At 73.1% G+C, this 24,956-nt stretch carries 23 protein-coding genes, 1 tRNA gene and 1 CRISPR repeat array; of the genes, 19 read left to right on the forward strand and 5 right to left on the reverse strand.

Going from position 1 to position 24,956, the window contains the following annotated elements; genetic code table 11:
• Positions 1 to 5 precede the first annotated feature (5 nt).
• The 12 genes from F4559_RS11890 to F4559_RS11940 all read left to right on the forward strand — a co-directional run bounded on the left by F4559_RS11890 (position 6) and on the right by F4559_RS11940 (position 12,972).
• Complete coding sequence (locus tag F4559_RS11890; protein WP_184668400.1) at positions 6 to 3,389, forward strand: DNA topoisomerase (ATP-hydrolyzing); 3,384 nt, start codon at positions 6 to 8, stop codon at positions 3,387 to 3,389.
• Between the two features lie 145 nt (positions 3,390 to 3,534).
• A complete protein-coding gene (locus F4559_RS11895) occupies positions 3,535 to 4,269 on the forward strand; it encodes a sugar phosphate isomerase/epimerase family protein (protein ID WP_184668401.1) in 735 nt (244 codons plus the stop codon).
• Positions 4,266 to 5,234 (forward strand): ABC transporter substrate-binding protein, encoded by a 969-nt coding sequence (locus tag F4559_RS11900; RefSeq protein WP_184668403.1) that lies wholly within the window; start codon positions 4,266 to 4,268, stop codon positions 5,232 to 5,234. Before F4559_RS11895 ends, F4559_RS11900 begins: the two co-directional genes overlap by 4 nt.
• 2 nt (positions 5,235 to 5,236) lie before the next feature.
• Positions 5,237 to 6,154 (forward strand): FecCD family ABC transporter permease, encoded by a 918-nt coding sequence (locus tag F4559_RS11905; protein WP_312865991.1) that lies wholly within the window; start codon positions 5,237 to 5,239, stop codon positions 6,152 to 6,154.
• Positions 6,136 to 7,056 carry a FecCD family ABC transporter permease gene (locus F4559_RS11910; RefSeq protein ID WP_184668406.1) on the forward strand — a complete coding sequence of 307 codons (921 nt, stop codon included), beginning with the start codon at positions 6,136 to 6,138 and terminating at the stop codon, positions 7,054 to 7,056. Before F4559_RS11905 ends, F4559_RS11910 begins: the two co-directional genes overlap by 19 nt.
• On the forward strand, positions 7,056 to 7,832 hold the full coding sequence (locus tag F4559_RS11915; protein WP_184668408.1) for an ABC transporter ATP-binding protein: 777 nt from the start codon (positions 7,056 to 7,058) through the stop codon (positions 7,830 to 7,832). The genes F4559_RS11910 and F4559_RS11915 overlap by 1 nt, the downstream gene beginning before the upstream one ends.
• A 56-nt stretch (positions 7,833 to 7,888) precedes the next feature.
• On the forward strand, positions 7,889 to 7,996 hold the full coding sequence (gene amiA, locus F4559_RS34905; protein ID WP_246445163.1) for a streptamidine family RiPP: 108 nt from the start codon (positions 7,889 to 7,891) through the stop codon (positions 7,994 to 7,996).
• A 55-nt stretch (positions 7,997 to 8,051) separates the two neighbouring features.
• Positions 8,052 to 8,819 (forward strand): hypothetical protein, encoded by a 768-nt coding sequence (locus F4559_RS11920; protein WP_184668410.1) that lies wholly within the window; start codon positions 8,052 to 8,054, stop codon positions 8,817 to 8,819.
• A gap of 37 nt (positions 8,820 to 8,856) precedes the next feature.
• Positions 8,857 to 10,167 carry a CocE/NonD family hydrolase gene (locus F4559_RS36285; protein ID WP_184668412.1) on the forward strand — a complete coding sequence of 437 codons (1,311 nt, stop codon included), beginning with the start codon at positions 8,857 to 8,859 and terminating at the stop codon, positions 10,165 to 10,167.
• Positions 10,164 to 11,453, forward strand: a complete 1,290-nt coding sequence (locus F4559_RS11930) for a YcaO-like family protein (protein WP_184668414.1) — start codon at positions 10,164 to 10,166, stop codon at positions 11,451 to 11,453. Before F4559_RS36285 ends, F4559_RS11930 begins: the two co-directional genes overlap by 4 nt.
• Positions 11,450 to 12,028: a nitroreductase family protein gene (locus tag F4559_RS11935; RefSeq protein WP_184668416.1), complete on the forward strand. Its 579-nt coding sequence runs from the start codon at positions 11,450 to 11,452 to the stop codon at positions 12,026 to 12,028. Before F4559_RS11930 ends, F4559_RS11935 begins: the two co-directional genes overlap by 4 nt.
• Before the next feature lie 41 nt (positions 12,029 to 12,069).
• Entirely contained in the window at positions 12,070 to 12,972 is a 903-nt protein-coding gene (locus F4559_RS11940) for an XRE family transcriptional regulator (RefSeq protein ID WP_184668418.1), read from the forward strand.
• On the opposite strand, the gene F4559_RS11945 is transcribed toward F4559_RS11940, so the two are convergent.
• Positions 12,942 to 14,192 carry an MFS transporter gene (locus F4559_RS11945; protein WP_184668419.1) on the reverse strand — a complete coding sequence of 417 codons (1,251 nt, stop codon included), beginning with the start codon at positions 14,190 to 14,192 and terminating at the stop codon, positions 12,942 to 12,944. The genes F4559_RS11940 and F4559_RS11945 overlap by 31 nt on opposite strands.
• Before the next feature lie 154 nt (positions 14,193 to 14,346).
• Between F4559_RS11945 and F4559_RS11950 the strand changes: the two genes are divergently transcribed.
• From F4559_RS11950 to F4559_RS11975, 6 genes are all read left to right on the forward strand, one after another.
• Positions 14,347 to 15,432: an LLM class flavin-dependent oxidoreductase gene (locus F4559_RS11950; protein ID WP_184668421.1), complete on the forward strand. Its 1,086-nt coding sequence runs from the start codon at positions 14,347 to 14,349 to the stop codon at positions 15,430 to 15,432.
• On the forward strand, positions 15,429 to 16,004 hold the full coding sequence (locus F4559_RS11955; protein WP_184668423.1) for an FMN reductase: 576 nt from the start codon (positions 15,429 to 15,431) through the stop codon (positions 16,002 to 16,004). Before F4559_RS11950 ends, F4559_RS11955 begins: the two co-directional genes overlap by 4 nt.
• Positions 16,005 to 16,050: 46 nt before the next feature.
• On the forward strand, positions 16,051 to 16,758 hold the full coding sequence (locus tag F4559_RS11960) for a GNAT family N-acetyltransferase (protein ID WP_184668425.1): 708 nt from the start codon (positions 16,051 to 16,053) through the stop codon (positions 16,756 to 16,758).
• Positions 16,759 to 16,927: 169 nt separating this feature from the next.
• Entirely contained in the window at positions 16,928 to 17,791 is an 864-nt protein-coding gene (hisG, locus tag F4559_RS11965) for an ATP phosphoribosyltransferase (RefSeq protein WP_184668427.1), read from the forward strand.
• Between the two features lie 113 nt (positions 17,792 to 17,904).
• Entirely contained in the window at positions 17,905 to 18,828 is a 924-nt protein-coding gene (locus F4559_RS11970) for an efflux ABC transporter ATPase subunit, DrrA-related (RefSeq protein ID WP_184668429.1), read from the forward strand.
• Positions 18,825 to 19,586, forward strand: coding sequence for an ABC transporter permease (locus F4559_RS11975; RefSeq protein ID WP_312865601.1), 762 nt, complete (start codon positions 18,825 to 18,827; stop codon positions 19,584 to 19,586). The genes F4559_RS11970 and F4559_RS11975 overlap by 4 nt, the downstream gene beginning before the upstream one ends.
• A 67-nt stretch (positions 19,587 to 19,653) precedes the next feature.
• Here the strand turns inward: F4559_RS11975 and F4559_RS11980 are convergent, their stop codons facing one another.
• The 3 genes from F4559_RS11980 to F4559_RS11990 all read right to left on the reverse strand — a co-directional run bounded on the left by F4559_RS11980 (position 19,654) and on the right by F4559_RS11990 (position 21,881).
• Positions 19,654 to 21,126: a sensor histidine kinase gene (locus F4559_RS11980; RefSeq protein WP_184668431.1), complete on the reverse strand. Its 1,473-nt coding sequence runs from the start codon at positions 21,124 to 21,126 to the stop codon at positions 19,654 to 19,656.
• On the reverse strand, positions 21,123 to 21,713 hold the full coding sequence (locus F4559_RS11985) for a phosphatase PAP2 family protein (RefSeq protein ID WP_184668433.1): 591 nt from the start codon (positions 21,711 to 21,713) through the stop codon (positions 21,123 to 21,125). The genes F4559_RS11980 and F4559_RS11985 overlap by 4 nt, the downstream gene beginning before the upstream one ends.
• Before the next feature lie 79 nt (positions 21,714 to 21,792).
• A tRNA-Asn gene (locus F4559_RS11990) sits at positions 21,793 to 21,881 on the reverse strand.
• 370 nt (positions 21,882 to 22,251) lie between these two features.
• On the opposite strand from F4559_RS11990, the gene F4559_RS11995 reads away from it, so the two are divergent.
• On the forward strand, positions 22,252 to 23,016 hold the full coding sequence (locus F4559_RS11995; RefSeq protein WP_246445164.1) for a hypothetical protein: 765 nt from the start codon (positions 22,252 to 22,254) through the stop codon (positions 23,014 to 23,016).
• 109 nt (positions 23,017 to 23,125) lie between these two features.
• A CRISPR array of direct repeats spans positions 23,126 to 23,885; the repeat unit is 28 nt; unit sequence CTCTTCCCCGCGCACGCGGGGGTGTTCC.
• Between the two features lie 87 nt (positions 23,886 to 23,972).
• On the opposite strand, the gene F4559_RS12000 is transcribed toward F4559_RS11995, so the two are convergent.
• Positions 23,973 to 24,956 carry a methyltransferase gene (locus tag F4559_RS12000; RefSeq protein WP_184668434.1) on the reverse strand — a complete coding sequence of 328 codons (984 nt, stop codon included), beginning with the start codon at positions 24,954 to 24,956 and terminating at the stop codon, positions 23,973 to 23,975.

Here is a 24,956-nt window from a genome sequence, read left to right on the forward strand (position 1 = left end):
AGACAGTGGCACGCCGCAAGACCCCGACGACCCGGGTCGACCCGTCCGCCTTCGACCGCGCCGGCGCCCAGGTGTTCGACAACTCGCTCACCACCGAGATCGAGGACTCCTACCTGGAGTACGCGTACTCGGTGATCCACTCGCGCGCCCTGCCCGACGCGCGCGACGGCCTCAAGCCGGTGCACCGCCGCATCCTGTTCTCGATGAACGAGCAGGGGCACCGGCCCACGAGCCCGTACGTCAAGTCCTCGCGCGTGGTCGGCGACTGCTTCGTGCGCGGCGCGCTGGTGTCGACGCCGCTGGGCCTGCGGCCGATCGAGGAGATCGAGGTCGGGGACCGCGTCCTCGACGGCACCGGCCGCGAGGTCGACGTCGTCGAGGTCTACGAGAACCCCGCCTCCGAGCTGGTGCGGGTCACGTGGACCAACGGCCGCAGCATGCTCGTCACGCCCGGCCAGCGGTTCCGGACCGGGCCGGACGAGTGGACGGCCGCCCGCGACCTGGAAGGCCGGGAGACCCTGCGGTTCGGCGACGAGCGGCACGCGGGCCTGTTGGCGGACGGCGGCGACGCGCGCGGCTACGTGCTGGGCCTGGTCGCGGCGGCGGGCGTGCCCGACTACGGCGGCCTGCGGCTGGAGTCGGCCGATCCCGACCCGGTCGACGCCGCGCACGGCTGGGCGATCGAGACCGGCGTCGGCGTCGACCGGGACAAGGTCGAGGGCGGCGACGGTCGTGACCGGCACATCCTCGTGTTCGCCGAGGACCCGCGCCGCGACGGCGTGCACCGCACCCGTGCGGACTGGGCTCCCTACCTCGCGGGCCTGTTCGACGGCGCGGGCACCGCGCACGGCGACCGGATCACGTTCGCCGATGCCACCGACGAGGTGTACGCGATGCTCGCCGACTCGGGCATCCGCACCCGGATCGGCGACGGCATCGAGGTGGTCGGCCGGGACGCCGCCGCGCTCGCCGTGGCACTGCTGCGCTGGTCGCGGTCGCGGATCAAGCAGGACGCGCTGGTCCGGGTGATCCGCCGGGCGCGCGGCGCGGGCGACGCCGACGCGGTCACGGTGGCGTCGGTCGTCGAGGCCGAGCCCGACACCACGTTCGACCTCCAGGTCGGCACCGCCGAGCACGCGTTCGTGGTCGACGGCCTGGTCGTGCACAACTGCATGGGCAAGTACCACCCGCACGGCGACACCGCGATCTACGACGCGATGGTGCGCCTGGCCCAGGACTTCTCGCTCAACGCGCCGCTGGTCGACGGGCACGGCAACTTCGGCTCGCCCGACGACGGCCCGGCCGCGAGCCGCTACACCGAGGCCCGGATGTCGCCGGCGGCGATGCTGCTGGTCGGCGAACTCGACGAGGAGACGGTCGACTTCCGGCCCAACTACGACGGGTCGTTGCAGGAGCCGAGCGTGCTGCCGGCGGCCTTCCCGAACCTGTTGGTCAACGGCACGTCCGGCATCGCGGTCGGCATGGCCACGAACATGATCCCGCACAACCTGGGCGAGATCGTGGCCGCCGCGCGTCACCTGGTCACGCACCCGGACGCGCCGCTGGACAAGCTGATGGAGTTCGTGCCCGGCCCGGACCTGCCGACGGGCGGTGTGCTGCTCGGCCTGGACGAGGTGCGCAAGGCGTACGAGACCGGCCGCGGCGTGGTGCGCATGCGTGCCCGCGTGGAGACCGGTCCGTTGGAGGGCAGTCGGGGGCGGCAGGCGATCACGCTCACCGAGCTGCCCTACGGCGTCGGCCCGGAGAAGATCATCGAGAAGATCACCGACGAGGTCACCAAGTCCAAGCGGCTCACCGGCATCGCGGACGTCAAGGACCTCACCGACCGGGAGAACGGCACCCGGGTCGTGATCGAGTGCAAGGTGGGCGTGAACCCGCAGGCGCTGCTGGCCGACCTGTACCGGCTCACGCCCATGGAGCAGTCGTTCGGCATCAACAACCTGGTGCTGGTCGACGGGCAGCCGCGCACGCTGGGGCTCAAGGCCCTGCTGGAGGTGTTCCTCCAGCACCGCTACGAGGTCGTCACGCGTCGCACCCGGTACCGCCGGCGCAAGCGCGAGGACCGGCTGCACCTGGTCGAGGGCCTGCTCCGGGCGTTGCTGGACATCGACAAGGTGATCAAGCTGATCCGGGGCAGCGAGAACGCGCAGGCCGCCAAGGAGGGCCTGATGACGCGGTTCAGGCTGTCGGAGATCCAGGCCGCCTACATCCTCGACACGCCGCTGCGCCGGTTGACCCGGTACGACTCGCTGGAGCTGGAGGCCGAGCAGGACCGGCTGCGGGCCGAGATCGCCGAGCTGTCGTTGATCCTCGACGACGAGAAGGTGCTCAAGAAGGTCGTCTCCGGCGAGCTGGGCAAGATCGCCAAGGACCTGACGGCCGAGCGCCGGACCGTGCTGCTCGACGGCGACCTGAAGGAGGTGCTGGCGGCGTCGAAGCCCGCCGGTCCGCTGGAGGTCGCCGACGACCCGTGCCAGGTGGTGCTGTCGGCGACCGGGCTCGTGGCGCGCACGGCGGCGGAGTCCGAGGAGGCGTCGGAGGCGCGTCGGCGCAACGGTCGGGCCAAGCACGACGCGGTGGCCGCGATCGTCCACACCACCGCGCGCGGCCAGGTGCTGCTGGTGACCAACCGGGGCCGGGCGGTGAAGACGGACGTGCTGCCGCTGCCCGTGCTGCCCGAGCAGGGCGGCACGGTCTCGCTCAGCGGTGGCATGGCCGCCGGCGAGCTGCTCGACCTGGCCAAGGGCGAGAAGGTGATCGGCATCGCGCCGCTCGACCCCGGCGGGTCGCCGGGGCTGGCGGTGGGCACGCGCCAGGGCGTGGTGAAGGTGTGCGCGCCCGAGTGGCCGGTGCGGTCCGACGAGTTCGAGGTGATCACGCTCAAGGACGGCGACGAGGTGGTCGGCGCGACCTGGCTGGGGAGCGCGGACGAGACGTTGGTGTTCGTGTCCTCGGAGGCGTCGCTGCTGCGGTACTCGGCCGGGCTGGTCCGGCCGCAGGGGCTCAAGGGCGGCGGCATGGCCGGCATCAACCTGGGCGCCGGGCAGCGCGTGGTGTTCTTCGGCGCGGTGCGCACGGACGACGACGAGCACGGCGAGCCGCTGGTGGTGACGTCGACCGGGCAGAGCGTCAAGGTGACGCCGTTCTCCGCGTACCCGGCGAAGGGCCGGGCGACCGGCGGGGTGCGGGCGCACCGCTTCCTCAAGGGCGAGGCCGAACTGCTGCTGGCCTGGGTCGGGCCGCGTCCCGCGGGGTCGTCGGACACCGGCGCGGCGGTCGAGCTGCCCGCGGTCGACGAGCGCCGGGACGGTTCGGGGCATGCCCATCCGGGCCCGGACGTGGTCGGTCACCTGGTCGAACGCGGCTGATCCTCCTTCCGCACCAACGCTCCCCGTCCGGTCCGCCGGGCGGGGAGTCGTCGTCGCGGGCCCGAGACCGCAGATTTCGGGGTTGATAATCGTTCTCAATAGAGCCAGGATAGGGGCCTTCACCAGGGACGACCGAAAGGTGATCATGATCAACCCAGGAGTGGCCTCGGTCACGTTCCGCGGCCGTCCGGTCGGGGAGGTGGCGGCCCTCGCGGCGGACGCGGGGCTGTCGCTCGTCGAGTGGGCGGGCGACGTCCACGTCCCGGCCGGGGACCTCTACGCCGCCGTGCGCGCTGCCGAGGCGACCCGTGCGCATGGACTGGCCGTCGGCACCTACGGCTCCTACTACAAGGCGGGACAGGGTGAGGACGTCACGCCCGTCCTCGACTCCGCGCAGGAACTGGGCGCGCCCCGGGTCCGGGTGTGGGGCGGCGTCAAGGGATCCGCCGACACCACGCCCGCCGAACGCGCCGCCGTCACCGACGACCTGCGCCGCTGCGTCGACCTGGCCGCCGAACGCGGCCTCGCGGTCCTGGTGGAGCACCACGTCGAGTCGCTCACCGACACGCTCGACTCGGCCCGGCGCCTGCTCGCCGACGTGCCCGCGCTCGTGCCGCACTGGCAGCCGCGCGAATCGCCCGACGTCGAGGAGTGCCTCGCCGAGGTGCGGGCCCTGCGGCCGGTGTCCGTGCACGCGTTCTCCTGGGGCGACGACGGGTTCACCGAACGCCTCCCGCTCGGCGCGCGGGAAGACCTGTGGCGCCCGCTGCTGTCCGGGTACGAGGGCGACGTCCTGCTGGAGTTCGTGCCCGACGACTCGCCCGAGGCGTTCCGCCGCGACGCCGCGACCCTGCTGGCCTGGTCGGAGGACGCCCGATGAGAAGAACCGCCGCCCTGCTCGCCCTGCTCGCGCTCGCGGGGTGCTCCACCGCGCCGGCCGTCCCGGCCGCGGGCCCGCCGACCTCGGTGGCCGTCGAGGTCCAGCCGCTCAAGGCCGCGCTGAAGATCACCGACCCGCACGGCGTCGAGGTGTCGCTCACCAAGCCCGCCGAACGCATCGTGTGCCTGAACGGGCTCTGTGATGACATCGTTGTCGACCTCGGTCTCACCCCGGTCGGCACGAGCAACCCGACCTTGGTCTCCCATCCCGCGCTGCTCGGCGACAAGGGCAAGGACGTGCCCGTCGTGCCCGGCACGTTCGGCGCCGAGGACGTCGAGTACATCGCGGGCCTTCGGCCCGACCTGGTGATCGGCCTGCCGGGCGTGCACGACTCGCTGCGGCCCGCGATCGAGAAGTTCGCTCCACTGTGGACGGCCGAGCCCGCCACCTGGGAGGAGTCCGTCGGCTACCTGCGCGCGCTGGGCGCGTTGACCGGGCTCACCGACCCGGCGGTCGGGGCCGAGAAGGCGTTCCGCACCAAGCTCGCCGCGTCGATCGGCAAGACCCACGCCGACGGCCGGTCCGCGAAGAAGGTCCTGCTCATGTACGGCAGTGTCGACGCCATCGGCGTGGACACCACGTCCTCGCTGAAGGGCGACCTGCTCGGCCGGCTGTTCACCTATCCCTTCCCGGCCAAGGGGACCGACGTCGACACGGCGTCCAACTACAGCGTCGAGGAGCTGCTCGCCCAGCAGCCCGACGTGGTCTTCGTGTACTCGCTGTTGTTCTCCGCGGAAGACCGAACGCTCAGCGCCCAGCTCGCGGACAACCCGGTGTGGCAGCAGATCCCGGCCGTCCGGGCGAACGCGGTCCACGAGACGCACGCCAAGCTCTGGGGCTCCGGACGTGGTCTGCGCAGCCTCACCGCGGTGATCGACGAGGCCCTGGCGAAGGTCCCCGCTTGAGGGTGCTCTTAGTGCTGGGCGTCGGCGTGGTGGTCGCGGCGCTCATGGTGGGGCAACCGTTCGTGCTCGTCCCGGAGACCGTGCTGGAGCAGGTCGTCGTGTGGCGGCTGCGGGCGCCGCGCCTGGTGCTCGGCCTGCTGGCCGGCGGGTGCCTGGGCGTCGCGGGCCTGCTGCTCCAGGAGTCGCTGCGCAACCCGCTGGCCGTGCCGGAACTGCTCGGCGTGTCCAGTGGGGCCTCGGCCGCCGTGGCGTCGTGCGTCGCGTTCGGCATCGCGGTGCCGGGCGCTCCGCTCACGCCCGCGTTGGTCGGTGCGGCGATCGGCGGCGGCGTCACGTTGCTGGCCGTGCGCGGGGCGTCGAGCCCGGCGGCGGTGCTGCTGATCGGCGCTGCGGTGAGTTCCGCGTGCCAGGCGCTGATGCTGGCCTCGACCGCGATCGCCGACTCGCGCGAGCAGGGCGTGCTCGTCCGCTACCTGCTGGGCTCGCTGACCGGCACCACCTGGCCGGTGCTCGGGCCGGTCGCGATCGGTCTCGCGGTCGCGATCCCCGCCGTGGTCCTGGTGTGGCCGCGCGTGCGGCTGCTGCGGCTGGGCGACGACGAGGCGCACTCGGCGGGCCTGGACCCCGGGCGGACCAGGGTCCTGGTGCTGGCGGCGGCGTCGCTGCTGGTGGCCGTGGTGGTCGGCCCGGCCGGGCCGATCGCGTGGGTCGGCTTCTTCGCGCCCCGCCTGGCCCGCCGGCTGGGCGCGGACTCGGTCCTGGCGACGGCGCTCGTCGGCGCGGTGCTCGTGGCGGGCGCCGACGTGCTCGCCCGCACCGTCCTGTACCCGGTGGAGCTGCCGGTGGGCGGGCTGACCGCGTTCGCGGCCGTGGCGCTGGGTCTGCTCACGGGGAGGTCGGCATGGTCTTCGCGCGGGTGAGCGGGATTCTCGTCGCCGTCGCCGTGCTGGCCTTCCTCCAGCTCTCGGTGGGGTCCACCGCGGTCCCGCTGTTCGGCGGCGACGACCACGCGCGGGCCGTGCTGTGGGAACTGCGGGCACCCCGGGTGCTGGTCGGCCTGTGCGCCGGTGCGTGCCTGGGACTCGCGGGCACGTTGTTGCAGGCGGCCGTGCGCAACCCGTTGGCCTCGCCCGAGATCACCGGCGTCGGGTCCGGCGCGGTGCTCGGCGCGGTGGCCGCCTCGGTGTCCGGGTTCACGCAGCCGCTCGCGGTGGCGTTCGCCGCCCTGCTCGGCGGTGTCGTGGGCGGCGGCGTGCTGTGGGTGGTGGCCGGGCGGTCCGGCGACGTGGCCGTGCGCGGCGTGATCGTGTCCGCGGTGCTGGTCGGCACGACGCTCGTGCTGCTCACCGCCCGCCCGCAGCTCGCGGGCGCGGTGTCGCGGTGGCTGCTCGGCTCGCTGGTGGGCCGCACGTGGGAGCACGTGGCGCCGCTGTGGCCGGTGGTCGTGCTGGTCGTGGTGGTCGGCACGCTGCTCGGCGGCGTGCTCGACGTGCTCGCCGTCGACGACGACCACGCGCACGGCGTCGGCCTGGCGGTCGTCCCGTGGCGCAGCACGGTGCTGGTGCTCGCCGCCGTGGCCACGTCCGCCTCGGTGGCCGCGATCGGGGCGACGGCGTTCGTCGGCCTGCTCGCACCCCACCTCGCGCGGTGGCTCGTGGGTCCGGTGCACCGGGTGGCGGTGCCCGTCTCCGCGTTGGCCGGTGCGGGCACGGTGGCGGCGGCCGACGCGGTGGGACAACTCGTGCACGTGCCGGCGGGCGCCATCACCGCCGTGATCGGGTCGGGCGTGCTGATCGCCGTGGCCCGGAGGACAGGAGGGTGATGCCGCTTCAAGCCAGTGGCGTGCACGTGCGGTTCGGGACGAACGTCGTGCTCGCCGGGGTGGATTTCGGTGCCGTGGAAGGGGAGTGGGTCAGCCTGCTCGGGCGCAACGGCAGCGGCAAGACCACGCTGCTGCGGGTGCTCGCGGGGCTGCTCGAACCCGATCGGGGGACCGTGTCCCTGCACGGCGAACCGCTGGGTTCGTTGTCCCGCAGGCAGATCGCGCGGCGGATGGCGTTGTTGCCGCAGTCCGGTGGACAGGTGCGCGGGCTGACCGTGCGCCAGTTCGTGCGCCAGGGTCGTTACGCGGCAAGGGGTGCGCTGGGCATGCTCGGCGACTCCGACGACGACCAGGTGCGCGAGGCGATGCGGGCGACCGGCGTCGCCGAGTGGGCGGACGTGCCGCTCGACCGGTTGTCCGGCGGGCAGCGCCAACGCGTCCGGCTCGCGCTCGCGTTGGCCCAGGACGCACCCGTGCTGCTGCTCGACGAGCCGACGACCTACCTGGACGTCCGGCACCAGATCGACGTGTTGGAGCTGGTCCGCGCCCTGCAACGGGAACGCGGACTGACCGTCGTGGCGGTGCTGCACGACCTCGGCCAGGCGGCCCGGTATTCCGATCGCGTGGTGGCGTTGCGCGACGGCGTGGTTCACGCGGACGGGCGACCGTCCGATGTGGTCGATGCCCGCTTTCTCCAGGACGTGTACGGAGTGTCGGGCGAAGTGTGGTGGATCACCACCAACGGGCTATTGAAAATGGTTGTCGTTCCAGACTAGCTTGAGGGAGGTCGATCTTCGGCCACCCGGAATCCGCACAACAGAGAGGACGTCCCATGGACGGGATCTTCGTGAACGTCGAGGAAGAGCGTCAGCTGCCGCACAACTCCGCCACCCACAGCAACGCGCTGGTGGAGAACCCCTTCGAGGGCGACGACGAGTGACCGGCTCCGGGGCCGCTCCGGCGGCCCCGGGCCTCTTCCCCCGACGGAGGCAAGCGTGGAAACCCTGAAGCCCGGGACGGCCCTGTTCGCCGGACCCTCCAGCGCCGTCCTGCGCGACGCGGCCGGCGAGCTGTTCTCGATCGCGCTGCCGGAGGAGGCCGTCGCCGGCGTCCGGGCCGCGCTCACCGCCGCCGACGCCCCCGAACCCGCCGAACTCGCCGCGTTCGCCCACGCCGGACACCTCGGCCGGCGCACCGGGTGGCCCGCCGGGCGCCGCGTGGTCGCCGTCCTCGGCGGCGACGCGTTCGCCGCGACGCTGGCCGCCGCCGGCGCCGAACCCGTCCGGGCCGAGCCGGACCTGGACTCCCTGGTGGACCTCATGCCCGCCGCCGTGTGCGCGTGGCACGACGGCCCAGCGCCGTCGTCCTGGCTGGAACTGGACGCCCTGGCCGCGCACGGCATCGCGTTCCAGCGGATCAGCCGCGAGGGCCGGCACGTGCTGTTCGAACCCGTCGCCGTGCCGCACCGGGACGTGCGGGCCAGACGGTTGGCCGCCGCCGGTTCCGGGCACCCGCACCTGGCCGCGTACTGGGCGGGCGACGACGTCGTGCTCGGCGAGGAGACCCCCGACGCGGCCGAACTGATGCTGATCGCCGCGTTGGCCGCCAAAGACCTCGCCGCCTGGGCGGCGGGTCGCGTACCGGCCACGGGATCGTTGCTGCCCAAGGCGATCCCGCCCGCGCGTCGGCTGCGCGTGCTCGACCTGGACTCGGGTGCGATCGCCGACCACCCGGTGCTCCCGGTGCCCGCCAGTGCGCCGTGAGAGCGCAGTGCGTCGGGACTTCGCGGAGGATTTCACGGTGGACGGGCTCGCGCACACGCTCGTCCCGGCCGCCGGGGACGCGCCCGTCGTGCTGCTGCGCACCCCGTACGGTCGGCACCACCACCTGGCCGAAGCCCACGCGTGGGCGGAACGCGGGTTCTCCTGCGTGATCGGCGATGTGCGCGGACGACACGGCTCGACCGGGGAGTTCCGACCGTACCGCCACGAAACCGACGACGGCGCGTCGGTCGTGGACCACCTGGCCCGCCTGGGTTTCGGACGCGTGCTCGCGGCCGGTGCCTCCTACGCCGCGCACTGCGCCGTGACCGCCGCGATCGCCCGCCCCGACGCGGTGGTCGGCGTGCTGGCCGCCGTGCCCGCGCTGGGCCTGGGCGAGACCGCCCGCGAACCCGGCGGCGCGGCCCGGCTGGCGTGCCGCGTCGGCTGGTGGGGCGAGCACGTGTCGCCGCCGGCGCGGGAGGTCGACCTGGGGACCGTGCCCGTGATCGACGCGCTCACCGGGTGGTCGGACCTGTGGCACGCCCCGGAGCGCACCGCCCTGTGGCGGGACCTGGCCGGGCTGACCATGCCGCTGCTGGCGGTGGGCGGCCTGCGCGACCCGTTCGCCGCCGACACCGAACGCCTTGCCGCCGCGTGGGGCGGACCGACCCGGCTCGTGCTCGGACCGTGGGGCCATGCCCTCGACGTCGGCGGCACGCTGGGCGGACGCCGGATCGGCGCCCTCTACCTGGCCTGGGCGCGGCGACTGGCCGACCAGCGGGGCGACCGGGCGTTCGTGCACACGGCCGGCTGGCGCCGCCACGTGCCCGCCACGCTGCGCCGGGAGCTGGCGGTGCGGTCGGGGGAGTTCGTGGCCGACCCCGCCGACCCGTTCCGCTCGGTGCCGCCGGACGCGGCCGTCGCGCCGGCGTCGCGGTCGGCGGCCGAGTTGACCACGCCCGCGCTGCCCGCCGGGGAACTGCGCGGTTCCGCACGGGTGACGCTCGACGTCGTCGCGGACGCACCCGACGCGGACTGGGTCGTGCGCCTGTCGCTCGACGGCGTCCACCTCGTACACGGCATCCGCCGGGTCCGCCACGAACCCGGCGTGCCCGCGACCGTCGCGGTCGACCTGCCGCCCCTGGGCCGGGTCCTGGCCGAGGGCGCCCGACTGCGCGTGGAGGTGGCCGGCCACCACTGGCCCCGCCACGCCCGCAACCCGCACACCGGCGAGGACCCGGTGACCGCCCGCCGCCTGCTGCCCGGCCGCCGCCGCGTCCTCGCGGGCCGCGTCGACCTGCCGTGGCACCCCGTCGGTGCCGACGTGCCGCTGCTGGAGGAGATATGAGCACAGACCTGCTGGTGGACCCGCTGACCGGACTGGTGCGCCGGTTCGTCGACGTGGCGCCCGTGCCCGGCGTGCCGCGCCGCTACCGTGCCGTCACCGCCGAGGTCGCCGACGCCCGCCGCCTGGGCGCGTGGCCGGCCGACCGCGTCAGCCTCGGCACGACCTTCGGCGACGTGGACGCGGCGCGGGCCGCCGCGCTGGGCGAGGCCGTGGAACGCTACTGCGGCAACCGGATCGCGCCCGGCCTGCGGTACGCCACGGCCGCCGCCCTGCGCGGCGAACGCCACTGGGGACCGGACGAGCTGTCGTTCTTCGCGCCGTGGCAACACGAAACGCCGGGGTTCCCGTACCGGCCGTTCACCGCCGACCAGGAGATCGCGTGGGTGCCGGCCGAGGAGGACGGCGAACCCTGCCTGCTGCCCGCGTCGTGGGTGTACCTGAACTACCACTCGGGTGCGCGGCGGCGCGAACCCCGGCTGCACCACCTCAACTACGCGGGCATCGCGACCGGCGTGTCCGCCGAGGACGCCACGACGCGCGGCCTGCTCGAACTCGTCGAGCGCGACGCCCTGGAACGGTGGTGGCACCAGGGCACGCCGACCACCGGCATCCGGGTCGCCGACGTGCCGGGCCTGGCCGCCGAACTCGCCGGCTGCCCGCTGGAGGTGCACCTGGTCGAGCTGCCGACGCCGCACCCGGTGTCGTGCGTGGCGGCGGTCGTCGTCGACCCGGCGACCGGGATCGTCGCGGGCGGGGGAGCGGCCCGGTTCGACCCGGTCGACGCGTGCGCCAAGGCGACGCTGGAAGCCGTGCACACGTGGGTCTTCACGCAGGGCCTGCTCGACCCGGACGGCTGGGTGTTCCGGTCGATCGACGCCGGTCTGCTGGCCCGGGGCCTCTACCTCGACCACCGCCCGGACCGGCGCTACCGGGACGACGCGGGCGAAGGGTACGCGAACGTGCGCGATCTCGGTGCCCAGGTCCAGGTCTGGCTCGACCCGCGTGTCCAGGACGGGTTGCTGCACCGCTTCACCGCACCCGACCGGTTCGTGACGCCCGAACCCGGCGGCACGCTCGCCGACCTGCGCGCGAGCCTGGCCGCCTCCGGCGTGCGCGTGGCGACCGCGGACCTGACCACGCCGGACGTCGCCGAGGCCGGGCTGAGCGTGATCCGGGTGTGCGCGCTGGGGCTGATCCCCAACGCACCGGCCGCGTTCCGCTACCGGGGACTGGCCGGGTGGGACGACCACGACGCGTTCGTTTCCGACCCGCCGCCGTTCCTGTGATCGTCCTGCCCGAACCCGGCGACGTGCCCATGCCGCTGGGCGAGGCCTTGCGGACGCGTCGGTCCCGGTACTCCTACGCGCCGTTGGCACCGGACCTGCTGAGCACGCTGCTGCACAACGCGTTGGGCGTGCAACGGCACCAGGAATCACACGTCCTGGGCATGGCGCCCAACGCGGGCGGACTGCCGTCGCTGCGTGTCCACGTCGTGCACGACGGCGAGGTGTACGAGTACCTGCGTGGCCCGCACGACCTGGTGGCACGGGGGAAATCCGACCTGACCGGCGTGTTCGCGCAGGAGGAGTTCGCCCGCCGCGCACACACCGTGATCGTCCTTTCCGGACACTTGGGGCCGGGTTTGGCGAAGTACGGGGAACGCCACCACCGCACGGTCCACCTCGACGCGGGCGTCGCGGTGCAGAACCTCTACCTCGTCGCGACCGCGTTGGGGCTCAACGGGTGCGCGGTCGCGGGCTTCGCCGACGCGGCCGTGGCCGCACTTGTCGGGGCGCCGTACCCGTTGGCGCTGTTCGTGGTCGGCGCCACACCGAGGAATGGTCATAAGAACCGGCCATAAGACATTCCCCCGGGTGGTGATCACGCTTTACCGTGTCAGAGGTGAGCAGCGAGGGGGACGCCGCCCCCGTTCGGCCGTTCGCCGACGCGCTGAGGGCGGCCATCGCGGCCCGGGGGATCGGACTCGAACGAATCCGTGAATACCTGGCCGACCACGGGGTGACGGTCAGCGTCGCGACGTTGAGCTACTGGCAGTCCGGCCGCAGCAGGCCGGAGAGACGGTCGTCGCTGGCCGCGATCGGGCATCTCGAGGAGGTGCTGCTGCTGCCGCCCGGCCACCTGTCCAACCTGCTGGGGCCGCCGCGGCCGAGAGGCCGCTGGCTCAACCGGCTGCCCCGGGCCGCGCCGCCGGTGGGCGCGTTGTTCCCGCAGCCCGCGCGGGTCGAGGACGCGGCGGGCGAGGTGCGCTGGGACGACCGGCTCACCCGGCTCAGCCGCCACGACCTCGTCCTGGTCGGACCGGACCGGTGCGAGCAGTCGGTGCGCACCCGGCACGTGCTGCGGGCCGACGCGGACGGCGCGGACCGGTGGGTGCTCGTAACCGAGGCGTCCGACGGGTCGTTACCGCTGGTCAAGCCGTTGTGGCACTGTGATCTCGGCCGGGTGGTCGTGCGGCCGTCCGCCGGGCTCGTGGTGGCGGAACTGCTCTTCGACCGGGCGTTGCGGCGCGGCGAGCACATCGTGATCGAGCACGAGTTGATCACGCCGGTCCCGCGCCCGGTGGCGACCGCGCACACCCGGACGTTCCGCCACCCGGTGCGGGAGTACGTGCTGGAGATCGCGTTCGACCCGGCCGCCGTGCCCGCCTGCTGCGAGCGGTTCCAGCGCGCGGGCGACGGCCCGGAACGGGTGGTGACCGCCGCGCCCGGGTCGGACGGCTCGCTGCTGGCCGTGCAGCTCGACGTCGAGCCGGGTCAGAGCGGGTTTCGCTGGAGGTGGTCCTGAGTTTGGTGGTCCTGCTCGCGGGCGGCCCGGCGCAGTGTCGGCGTCGCCCACGCCAGCACCACCCCGACGAGCAGCACGCCCACGCCCGCCGCCAGCCCGACGCGGGGTCCCGCCGCCACGGCCACCGTTCCGGCCAGCGCCGCGCCGGCGGGCTGGCCCAGGCCCCACGACACCATCCGGGCGGTGGTGTTCACCCGGGACTGCATGTCCTCCGGGCACAGCCGCTGGCGGTAGGTGACCGCGTTGATCACGACGGTCGAGTGCGCCGCGCCCCACGCCGCGGCGGCGAGTCCGGCGACGACCCACTGCGTCGTGCCCACCGTCAGCAGTGCGCAGGCCAGCGACACCGGGAGCGCTCCCAGAGCCAGCCGCGCACCGCCCCACCGGCGGGTGAGCGTCGGGACCAGGCGTGACGAGAGCAGGGCGCCCACGCCCCAGCAGCTGAACAGCACGGCCAACCGCAGGTCGCCGCCTGCCGACACGTGCAGGACCTGGTCCGCCCACGGCACGAGCACGGCCACGTAGGCGCCCGCCGCGGCCGAGGGCAGCGCGCCGACGAGGGTGAGCGTGCGGATCACCGGGTGGCCCCACACGAACCGCAGGCCGCCGCCGATGTCGCGGATCAGCGACGCCTGTGCGGGACGCGGTCCGGACAGCGCACCGGCCACGCCCCGGATCAGCAGCGCCGAGCCGAGTGCGGTCACGGCGTTGACCGCGATCAGCCCGGCGGGCGCGACCACGGCCACGAGCAGACCCGCCGCCGGGGGCACGACCAGTTCGGCCAGCGTGGTGCGGCCGAAGAGCTTGGCGTAGGCGTCGGTGATCCGGTCGCGGCCCACGAGCGTGGGCAGGGCGCCGAAGTTGGCCGCGTCGAAGAACACGAACGCGGTCTGCGCGGCGAACGCCACGGCCACCACGTGCGGCGCGGTGAGGACGTCCAGCCACCAGGCGAGCGGCAGGGTCAGCAGGGCGACCGCGACCACGAGGTCGGCGCCCACCATGAGGGTCCGCCGGTCGACCCGGTCCGCGAGCGCACCCGCGACCAGTCCGAACAGCAGGTAGGGCAGGGCTTCGGCCATGGCGACCGCCGAGGTCCACCCGGCCGATCCGGTGAGCCGGTAGACGAGGACGGGCAGGGCGACGAGCGAGACCAGCCCGCCGGTCACGGACAGCAGTCGGGCGGCGAGGTACCGCTCCAGGGCGGCAGGGGGAGGGGTCACCGAACCATGATAATGAAAGCCGTATTCGTTTGTACTCCCGGTGTCATCGTCGGTACGGACCGTGTGTGGCCGACGCCACCCCGTGCGCGGAACATCCGGGCGGCGGGTACGGTTGAGGTAGTTGCAAGCTCAACTACCTGGACGAGGAGCGGTCATGCAGTTCGGTGTCTTCACCGTCGGCGACGTGACGCCCGACCCCACCACGGGGCGGACGCCGACCGAGGCCGAGCGCATCAAGGCCATGGTCACGATCGCGCTCAAGGCCGAAGAGGTCGGCCTGGACGTGTTCGCGACCGGCGAGCACCACAACCCGCCGTTCGTGCCGTCGTCGCCGACCACCATGCTCGGCTACATCGCGGCCCGCACCGAGCGGCTGATCCTCTCCACCTCGACCACGCTGATCACCACCAACGACCCGGTGAAGATCGCCGAGGACTACGCGATGCTCCAGCACCTCGCGGACGGTCGGGTGGACCTCGTGCTGGGTCGTGGGAACACAGGCCCGGTATATCCGTGGTTCGGCTTCGACATCCGTGACGGCATCTCGCTTGCCGTCGAGCACTACGCGCTCCTGCACCGCTTGTGGCGCGAAGACGTGGTCGACTGGGAAGGCCGGCACCGCACGCCGCTCCAGGGCTTCACGTCCACGCCGCGCCCGCTCGACGCCGTGCCGCCGTTCGTCTGGCACGGCTCGATCCGCAGCCCGGAGATCGCCGAGCAGGCCGCGTACTACGGCGACGGCTTCTTCGCCAACAACATCTTCTGGCCCAAGGAGCACTACCAGCGGCTGATCAGCCTGTACCGGGAGCGGTTCGAGCACTACGGCCACGGCGCCGCGCACCAGGCGTTCGTCGGGCTCGGCGGGCAGTTCTTCATGCGCCGCAACTCGCAGGACGCGGTGCGCGAGTTCCGCCCGTACTTCGACAACGCGCCCGTGTACGGCCACGGCCCGTCGTTGGAGGACTTCACCGCGCAGACGCCGCTGACCGTGGGCAGCCCGCGGGAGGTCGTGGAGAAGACGCTGACCTTCCGCGAGCACTTCGGCCACTACCAGCGGCAGCTTTTCCTCCTCGACCACGCCGGGCTGCCGCTCAAGACCGTGCTGGAGCAGCTCGACCTGCTCGGCGAGATCCTGCCCGACCTGCGGCGCGGGTTCGCCGAGGGCCGACCGGCCGACGTGCCCGAGGCGCCGACCCACGCGAGCCTGCTCGCGTCCGCGACGAAGGAGACCGTGCGATGACGCCGAGACTCGCGATCGTGTCGGCGGGCCTGTCCGACCCGTCGTCCTCGCACCTGCTCGCGTCCCGGCTGGGCGACGCGGTCGCCGCCGTGCTGCCGGTCGCGACCACGACCGTGCACCTGCGCGACCACGCCCGCGACATCGCGGACAACCTGGTCACCGGGTTCCCGAGCGCCCGGCTGGCGGCGGCGGTCGCGGACGTGACCGGCGCGGACGGGCTGGTGGTCGTCACGCCGACGTTCAACGCCTCCTACAGCGGGCTGTTCAAGTCGTTCGTGGACGTGCTCGAGCCGGAGTCGTTGGCGGGCAGGCCCGTGCTGATCGGGGCGACCGGCGGCACCGAGCGGCACTCGCTCGTGCTCGACCACGCGTTGCGCCCGCTGTTCGCCTACCTGCGGGCCGTGGTCGTGCCGACCGGCGTCTACGCGGCGTCGTCGGACTGGGGCAGCGCGCACGGGCTGTCCGGGCGGATCGACCGGGCGGCGGGCGAACTGGCCGCGCTGCTGGGCGGTCCGGCCCTCGCCCGGCCCGGCGAGCGGTTCGTGCCGTTCGAGGAGCTGCTCGGGGGCTAGGAAATCGAGCGGCGTCGAAGGGGTCGGCGTGCCTAGGGTGGCGGTCATGACGACCGCCACCCTCGACGTCTCCGCCCGCAACACCGCCTCGTTCTGGGAGGCGCTCGCGTGGGCGCGGGGTGGCGAGGTCGTGCGGCGGCCGGGGTTCGCGGCCACCTCGTGGTCGGGGCTGTCGCGGATCGTCGTCCTGCGACCCGAGCTGTCCCCGGACGACCGCGCCGAGTTGGAACGACTGCTCGCCGCCGCCGAGGGTGCCGTGCGGGTGCAGGACGTCTACCGCACGCTCGACCTCTCGGACCTGGGCTACGAGTCGCGGTCGTTGCCGTTGATGGTGCGTGACCCCGCGCCGCTGCCCACGCCGTCGGTGGAGATCACCCGCGTGGCCACGGCCGCCGACCTCGCGGTCGCCGAACGGGTGATCATCGAGGGCTTCCCGGTCCCGGAGCGGCCCGGTCTGCTGCTGCCGGGGCCGTTGCTGGAAAGGCCGGACGTGGACGTGCTGATCGCGTGGCGCGACGGGGAGGCGGCGGGTGCGTGCTTCGTCGTCGACGACGGCGTCGCCGGGCTGTACTGGATGACGACCTCGCCCGCGCACCGGTCGCGCGGCGTGGGCCGGGCGTTGATGTACGCCGTGCTCGACCGGCCCGCACCGGTCGTGCTCACCGCGTCGAAAGCGGGTCGTCCGCTCTACGAGTCACTCGGCTTCCGCACGGTCGGAGATGCCGCGTGGTGGGGTGACGAACCCGTCGCATAGGGCTATTCCGGCCTTTTGTCCAATCAAATGGATCGACCATTGGGCGGGCCGCGCGATTGCGGAATGGTATTGGGTTCACCCGTACGTCACCCGATGGTCGGTTCCACGCTGTGGGACGTGACTACCCCCTGGTCAGGGTGCCCGTCCGGGGTGTGGGAGACTCACCGCCATGGCTCCTCTTCGCTTCGCCCTGCCCAACAAGGGCTCATTGAGTGCTCCCGCGGCGCAAATGCTGGCCGAAGCGGGGTACCGGGTCCATCGGTCGGGTCGGGAACTGATCGTCGCGGACCCCGCCAATGACGTCCAGTTCTTTTTCCTCCGTCCGCGTGACATCGCCGTGTACGTCGGAGAAGGGTCTTTGGACGTCGGCATCACCGGGCGTGATCTGCTGCATGATTCCGTCGTTTCCGCGAAGGAGATCCTCCCGCTCGGTTTCGGGCGCGCGTCGTTCTACTACGCGTCCAAGCCCGGCGAGATCAGCGGTCTGGCCGAGCTGGAGGGGCGACGCGTCGCGACCAGCTACCCGAACCTGGTCGACGCGCACCTGGCCGAGGTGGGCGTCAAGGCGCACCTGGTGCGGCTGGACGGTGCCGTGGAGACCGCCGTCGAACTCGGCGTGGCCGACGCGATCGCGGACGTGGTGGAAACCGGCATCACGCTGAAGACCTCGGGGCTGGAGACGTTCGGCAAGCCGATACTGAAGTCGGAGGCGGTGCTCATCCAGTCCGAGCGGGTCACCGAGGGGTCGGACGCCGCGGCGGCGGTCGAGATCCTGCACCGGCGGCTCCAGGGCGTGCTGATCGCCCGGCGCTACGTGATCCTCGACTTCGACTGCCCGGTCAGCGCGCAGGAGGAGGCGTTCCGGCTCGTGCCCGGCATCGAGTCGCCGACCGTGTCGCCGCTGGCCCGCGAGGGCTGGGTCGCGGTGCGGTCGCTCGTGCCGCGCGACGAGGCCCCGTTCGTGATGGACGAGCTGTGGCGCGTGGGCGCCCGCGCGATCCTGGTCAGCTCGCTGGACACCTGCCGCATCTGACCCGTTCTCGCAGGCAGGCCGGTCGGACCTCGGTCCGGCCGGCCTTTCTTGTCCCGATCGTATGCGTATGAGGTACGCTAATTTGCGTAGTAGATACGCATAGGAGGTTCGACGTGATCGTCGAAGTGCGGGGCCTGCGCAAGGCGTACGGCCCGAAGTCGGTGCTCGCGGGCATCGACCTGGACGTCGCGGAAGGGACGGTGTTCGCCCTGCTCGGCCCCAACGGCGCGGGCAAGACGACCACCGTGCGCATCCTGTCCACCCTGGTCCGGCCCGACGCGGGCACGGTGCGCGTGGCCGGCCACGACGTCGTGCGCGACCCGGTCGCCGTGCGCCGGTCGATCAGCCTCACCGGCCAGTACGCCGCCGTCGACGACGGCCAGACCGCGCGCGAGAACCTGTTCGTCGTCGGCCGCCTGCTGCACCTGGGCCGGTCCGCCGCCCGGCACCGGGCCGCCGAACTGCTCGCCCGGTTCGACCTGCTCGACGCCGCCGACCGGCGCGTGGGCACCTACTCGGGCGGCATGCGGCGGCGGCTCGACCTGGCCATGGGACTGGTCGGCCGGCCGCGCGTGGTGTTCCTCGACGAACCGACCACGGGTCTGGACCCGACCGGCCGCACGACCATGTGGGCCGCCGTGCGCGAACTCGTCGCCACCGGCACCACGATCGTCCTCACCACCCAGTACCTGGAGGAGGCGGACCGGCTCGCGGACCGGATCTCGGTCGTCGACGGCGGCGTGGTCGTCGCGGCCGGCACCGCCGACGAACTCAAGGCCCGGGTCGGCGGCGACCGCCTCGACCTGGAGTTCGCCGACCCGCACACCCGCGACGCCGCCCGCCGCGTGCTCGGCGGCCGACCCGACCCCGACCGGCCCGCCCTCGGCCTGCTCTCCGACGGCAGCGCCGGCCACCTGCACCACGTGCTGGACACCTTGCGCGCCAACGCGATCGACCCGGTGCGCGTGACCTCCCACCGCCCGACCCTCGACGACGTGTTCCGCGCCGTCACCACGCGAGAGGAAGTGGCCGCGTGAGCCACGCGCTGACCGAGTCGGCCACGATGGTCGGCCGCGGCATCCGGCTGAGCCGGCGCAACGTCGACACGCTCGTCATGGCCCTGATGCTGCCGCTGGTCATGATGGCGCTGTTCGTCTACGTGTTCGGCGGCGCCATCGCCGCCGACGGCCGGTACATCGACTACGTCGTGCCGGGGATCATCCTGCTGTGCGTGGGTTTCGGCGCGTCGTCCACGGCGTTGTCCGTCGTGGACGACCTGCGCGGCGGCATGATCGACCGGTTGCGGTCCATGCCGATCCACGCGTTCGCCGTGCTGACCGGGCACGTGGTGGCCAGCGTGGTGCGCAACGCGTTGGCGACCACGATCGTCGTGCTCGCCGCGGTGGCCATGGGGTTCCGGCCGTCGGCGACCCCGCTGGAGTGGCTCGCGGTCGCCGGTCTGCTGCTGCTCTACGTGGCGGCGATCTCGTGGCTGGCGGCGGCGATGGGCGTCGTGGCGAAGACGCCGGAAGCGGCCGGTGCGCTCAACTTCCTGATGCTGTTCCTGCCGTACCTGAGCAGCGCGTTCGTGCCGACCGACACGATGCCCGCCGTACTGCGGGCGATCAGCGAGAACCAGCCCGTGACGCCGTTGATCGAGACCGTGCGCGGACTGCTGACCGGCACGGCGATCGGATCGCACGGCGTCATCGCCTTGGCATGGTCGGCGGGGTTGTTGATCGCGTCGACCACGGTGGCGGTCATGCTGTACCGGCGGAAGGTCGACGGCGGGTGAGTCCGGCCCCGCCGATCGCGACCCGGATCCGGTCCGCGCACGTCGACACGCACCACCGTGCGCTCCTTCAGGGGTCCCGGGTCAGCAGGTCCTTGCCCACCAGTCGGCCGTCGGCGAAGCACACCCGGTACAGGTCGAGACGGCGGCCGTCGAACGGGTTCGGGTGCGTGCTGTAGTACGAGCACGTCCAGTCCGGCGGCGGTGCCTCGACCGGCGGGCCGTCCACGCGGGTCCGGTCGGGCAGCAGGGGGAGGACGTCGGCCTGGGCCGCGCCCACCCGCAGCCGGTCGTAGACGGCGGGGCGAAGGGTGGACGTGACCGCGTCGAAGACCATGTAGCCCAGCGCGAGCACGGCCGCGCCACCCACCACGGCGACCGTGACCAGCGTGACGTGCCGCGCACTGTGCCGGACCCGGGTGGCCGCGCTCGACCGGGTGGGTTCGGTGGCGACGGGGCGCTCGGGCAGGTGCGCGTGGACCGCGAAACCCTCGCCCTGCGGACCCGCGTCGAACCGGCCCCCGACGAGCGAGACGCGTTCGGTGAGGCCGACCAGTCCCAGCCGGCTGCCGGTGTGCGTCGGCTTCGCCGCCGGCGGACCGTTGGCGACGACGAGCGTGATGCCGTCGTCGCGGGTGAGCGTGATCCGCACCTTCGAACCGGGGGCGTGCTTCATCGCGTTGGTGAGCGACTCGGCGAGGACCCGGTGCACGGTGCGGTCGATGACCGGGTCGACGCCGGCGAGATCGGCGGTGTCGGCGTCGACGTCGAGACCGGTGGCGCGGGCGGCGTCGACGACCGCCTGGACGGACTCGTCCGGGCTCCGGGACTCGGGACCGCGCAGGAGGCGCACGGTGTCGGCCAGGCGTTCGGCCGCGGCCGTGACCCCGGCCCGGGCCTCGTGGGCGGCGCGACGCTGGTCGTCGGGGAGGGTGGGGGAGACCTCCAACGCGCCGACGAGCAGCGCGGCGCGGGCGAGTTCGTGGCCGACCAGGTCGTGCATCTCGGCGGCGAGCCGGGCGCGTTCGCGGTCACGGGCGCGGACCACGTCGCGTTCGAGCCGCTCGGCCCGGTCCCAGCCGGCCTCGACCATGGCCGCGAACAGCCGGCGGTGCCGGCCGAACGCCCAGGGCACCGCGCCCGCCACCGCGATGCCCGCGAGCGTGAGGACGACGGTGTCCGGGGTTCCGGTGACCACCGCGCCCGCGATCGCGCCGACCAGACCGGAGCCGACGAGGGCCACGACGGCGGCGCGGGCGTGCCCGACGTGGCGGCCGGCGACGTAGGCGGTGAGCACGAGCGCGGGGGAGAGCGCGGCGAGCGGAACGGAGTTGTCGGAGCCCAGGCGCGACAGGACGCCCACCTGCCACGCGGCGGCGGCGAGCACGATCCCGGCGGGGTGGCGTCGTGCGGCGACCAGGGCGACGGCCACGGCCGTCCCGTACCCGACCACCTCCACGACCGAGAACCGGTCGACCCAGGAGGTCACGCCGGCCCACAGGACGGGCAGCAGCGCGCAGACCAGGCGGATCGCGGTGGTCATCGGGGTCCGGCTCCGAGCAGCGTCCTGCCCGGCGTGCCGGACCGCAGTCGGGCGACCACCGGCGCGGCCCGCCGGGCGGCCATCGGGAGGAAGGTCACGACCAGAGCGCCCAGGAGCAGACCGGCGGCCACGTCGTGCGGGTAGTGCACGCCCACGAAGACGCGCGACGCGGCCGTGAACACGGCACACGCCAACGCGATCCGGCGCAGCACGCGTCCGGCGACGAGCGCCAAGGCGACGGCGGCCGAGCCCGCGATCACCGAATGGCTACTGGGGAACGACCAGTCGTCCGGCGCCGGGCACGGTGCGATGCCCGCGGTGGTGTGGCAAGGGCGTTCCTCCCGGAACAGCAGCTTGATCACCTCGCCGACCAGGCCGGCGACCACGGTGGCGGCCGGTGCGAGCAGTGCCTTGGCCATCCGTTCGGCACCGGCCGTGCGGGCACGCCACCAGGACACGAGGAACAGGACGGCGAAGACGCCGAGGACGGCGTCGGTGGCGATCACGCCGAACGTCCGGACGAAGGGCGGGCTGTCCGTGGCCACGCCGACCACGAACAGGAAGAGCCCGAGGTGGGGATCGACCATGTCGTCGAGGTTACGAAGATCGCGCGGCCGGCGTCGGCCACCACCCGGACCCGACTGTCGTCAGGGGTCGGTACCTGCCTGGAGGACGCGCGGATCGAACGCGCGCCGGGACGTCCGCCCGGACCACGGATTAATCATCCGGTGCCTTGCCTGCTCGGCCAGTCCTCCGGCTTTCGAGTATGTCGACCCGTTGTCGGTCGTAATCATTTCCCTGAAATGGCGTAGAAAATCGAAGCCGCCCTGACCGGACTACCGGTGGGCGGCTCCCTGGTGGTTGTGACCTGCGAGGATCACGGCGAGGAGCCTGGTGTGCGAAAGTCGTGCCGACCCAATTTCGGGAGCGGCGCAAGGAGTTGGATCCCCGCGGTCCGGCGTCCGTGCCCCATGGCTTCTCCCCAAGTCGGTGTTCCCCTTCATCATTCCGTACGGGGGCCGGCCGGTCAATCATTTTGGGATTCCGTATCGGACCGCGGTCCGACCCCGGGTTTCGGACTCCGGTCCGATCCCCCGGCCCGCCTCCCGGACCAGACTTCCCCTCATGACCGCGTCGATCCAGTCCCCGTCCCTGTCCACCGCCGGCCCCGCCTCCGGCTCCACCTGGTTCCCCGGCCCGGTGCTCGGCGGCCTGTCCCTGACCGTCGCCCCGCTCCTGCTGCTGGCCGCGACCCTGCTGCGCTCCCCGTTCGACTTCTTCTACAAGCAGCAGCTCGCCGCGTTCGGGTCGGACCCGACCCTCATGGTCACGGCGTACACCCTGTTCCTGGCCGGCACCGTGGCCCTGTGGCCGGGCATCGTCAGCCTGGTCCGGTCGATCGCCCACACCCGCCCGACGTTGGCGAGGTGGGCGGGCGGGCTGGTCGTGACGGGCCTGCTGGCGCGCACCTTCCACGCCGGGGTCGACCAGGCCGCCTTCAGCCTGGCACGCCACCGGGGAGTGGAGTTCGCGACCGCGCAGGTGGGTCTGGCCTACCAGGACGAGCACCTGTTCAGCTACCTGTCGTTCACGATCATGTTCGGCTGGTTCGTGCTCGCGTTCGCGGTGTACCGCAGCGGCCACTTCACCGGTGTGGTCGGCAAGATCCGCGCGGTGGCACTGGCCACCATGGGCCTGTTGCCGTTGGGCGTGCTGAAGGGCACCGAACTGCTGTCGATCGTGGGGACGGTCGGCCTCTGCGTCGCCCTGCTGCCCGAAGGCGTCCGGTTGCTGAGGACCGTTTCCCGGCCCACTCCTCGGGCCGCCGCCATGGCGGCGCTCACCGTCGTGGGGTTGGCGGCCTTCGCCTACCTCAGCACGCAGGGCTGACCGGCCTCGGTCACCCGCCACCCCGCGCCAGTCGTGACGACTGTTCCGAGACCCCGGTGAACCGAATGAAAACCGCCCCGACAGCCGCTAGAGTCCCAGGTCGCGAAGCCTCTTCCCCGCGCACGCGGGGGTGTTCCGACCAGGACGCCGATCTCGGCCAGCCGTGAGAGCTCTTCCCCGCGCACGCGGGGGTGTTCCCCGGGACATCGCGGCCTGCCTCGCAGGCGCGGTCTCTTCCCCGCGCACGCGGGGGTGTTCCGGACCTCGGCCCCGCGGCCACCAACGAGGAGACCTCTTCCCCGCGCACGCGGGGGTGTTCCCTGGACGATCCGGACGGGGATTCCGCCTCGGTCCTCTTCCCCGCGCACGCGGGGGTGTTCCCCCCGGTGGTGCAGCCGCCGTCCGTGGCTGGTGCTCTTCCCCGCGCACGCGGGGGTGTTCCGCCGACGGGCGAGACCATCGTTCCGAGCCGCAGCTCTTCCCCGCGCACGCGGGGGTGTTCCAGCTGCGCTCGCCGCGCGGCAGGCTCCAGGAGGCTCTTCCCCGCGCACGCGGGGGTGTTCCGTGAGGTCGGCACAGCACCAGGGCCGTCTCACCCTCTTCCCCGCGCAGGCGGGGGTGTTCCTCCTGGCTGTTGCAGATCCACGCCAGCACGGCGCTCTCCCCCGCGCACGCGGGGGTGTTCCCAGACCACCCGTGACCACCGCCAACGTCAGCCGCTCTTCCCCGCGCACGCGGGGGTGTTCCGCTCACGGCAGACCAGACTCACCCGTCTGGTCGCTCTTCCCCGCGCACGCGGGGGTGTTCCGACCACCGTCCGCGTCGAGTCGCTGGACCGGACCTCCTCCCCGCGTATGCGGGAGTGTTCCGGGGACACGGCGCCGGGAGTCCACGCCGAGCGGCTCTTTCCCGCGTATGCGGGGGCGGCCCTCGTCGGGGGCCGCCCCCGCGGCGTATCAGGTAGTGGCCACCAGGAGCGACTGGCCCGGCGAGGTGCTCAACGGGTGCACGGTGGGCTCCGTGAAGCCCGCCTTCGTCAGCCACGACGTGATCTCCGAAGCCGGGTACACCTGTCCGCCCTGACCGTGGAACAGGTTCAGGCTGAACACCCGCGCGAAGGCGTCCGACCCGGCGTCCGGGACGTGGTGGTCGTGTTCCAGCAGGACGACCCGCCCGCCCGGCCGCAGGGCCTTCGCCACGCGTGCCAACAACGTCACGTTCGCGTCCGGAGCACGGCCGTGGACGACGTTGAACAACAGCACGGTGTCGTACCCGCCACCCAGGTCGACCTCGTCGTAGTCGCCCGCCGCGAAACCGATCCGGTCGGTCAGGCCCGCCGCCGCGACGGCTGCCCGGCCCACCTCCACCGCGTCGGGCAGGTCGACCACGGTGGCCGTCAGGTCCGGGTTGCCCGCGCAGAAGCGGATGGCGTACTTGGCGTGCCCGCCACCGACGTCCAGCAGGGTCACCCCGGGGGTGATCAGGGTCGTCACCTCCGGGGCGATGGCGTCCGCGTGCGTGGACAGCATCGCCTGGAACCGGTGCAGGGTCTCGGGGTTCTCCACCAGCCAGCGGTAGAAGTCCAGGGCCGGTCGTCCCGTTCGGACGGACTCCGTCAGGTCCGTCCACGACGAGAACAGGACGGTGCTCCAGAACCGGTCCACCTCGGCGTACGGGCCGGTCAGCCAGCGGGTGGTCGACGGGCTGTTCGCGTAGCCGGGTTCCAGGTGCCCCAACGTCACCAGCACGTCGGCCAGCAGTCCGGTGCCGCGCGGGTCGGTGCCCAGGCGGGCGGCCAGGTCGTCGGCGTCGAGCGGTCCCTCGGTCAACGCCGCGAACAGGCCCAGTTCCAACGCCGTGGCCACGGCCCGGTAGCCCGCGGTGGACAGCATGTCGTGGAACGACGCGGGCCCGTCGTCGGACGGTCGGTGCAGTGGCAT

The organism is Saccharothrix violaceirubra (genome assembly GCF_014203755.1).
GTDB classification, from domain to species: domain Bacteria; phylum Actinomycetota; class Actinomycetes; order Mycobacteriales; family Pseudonocardiaceae; genus Actinosynnema; species Actinosynnema violaceirubrum.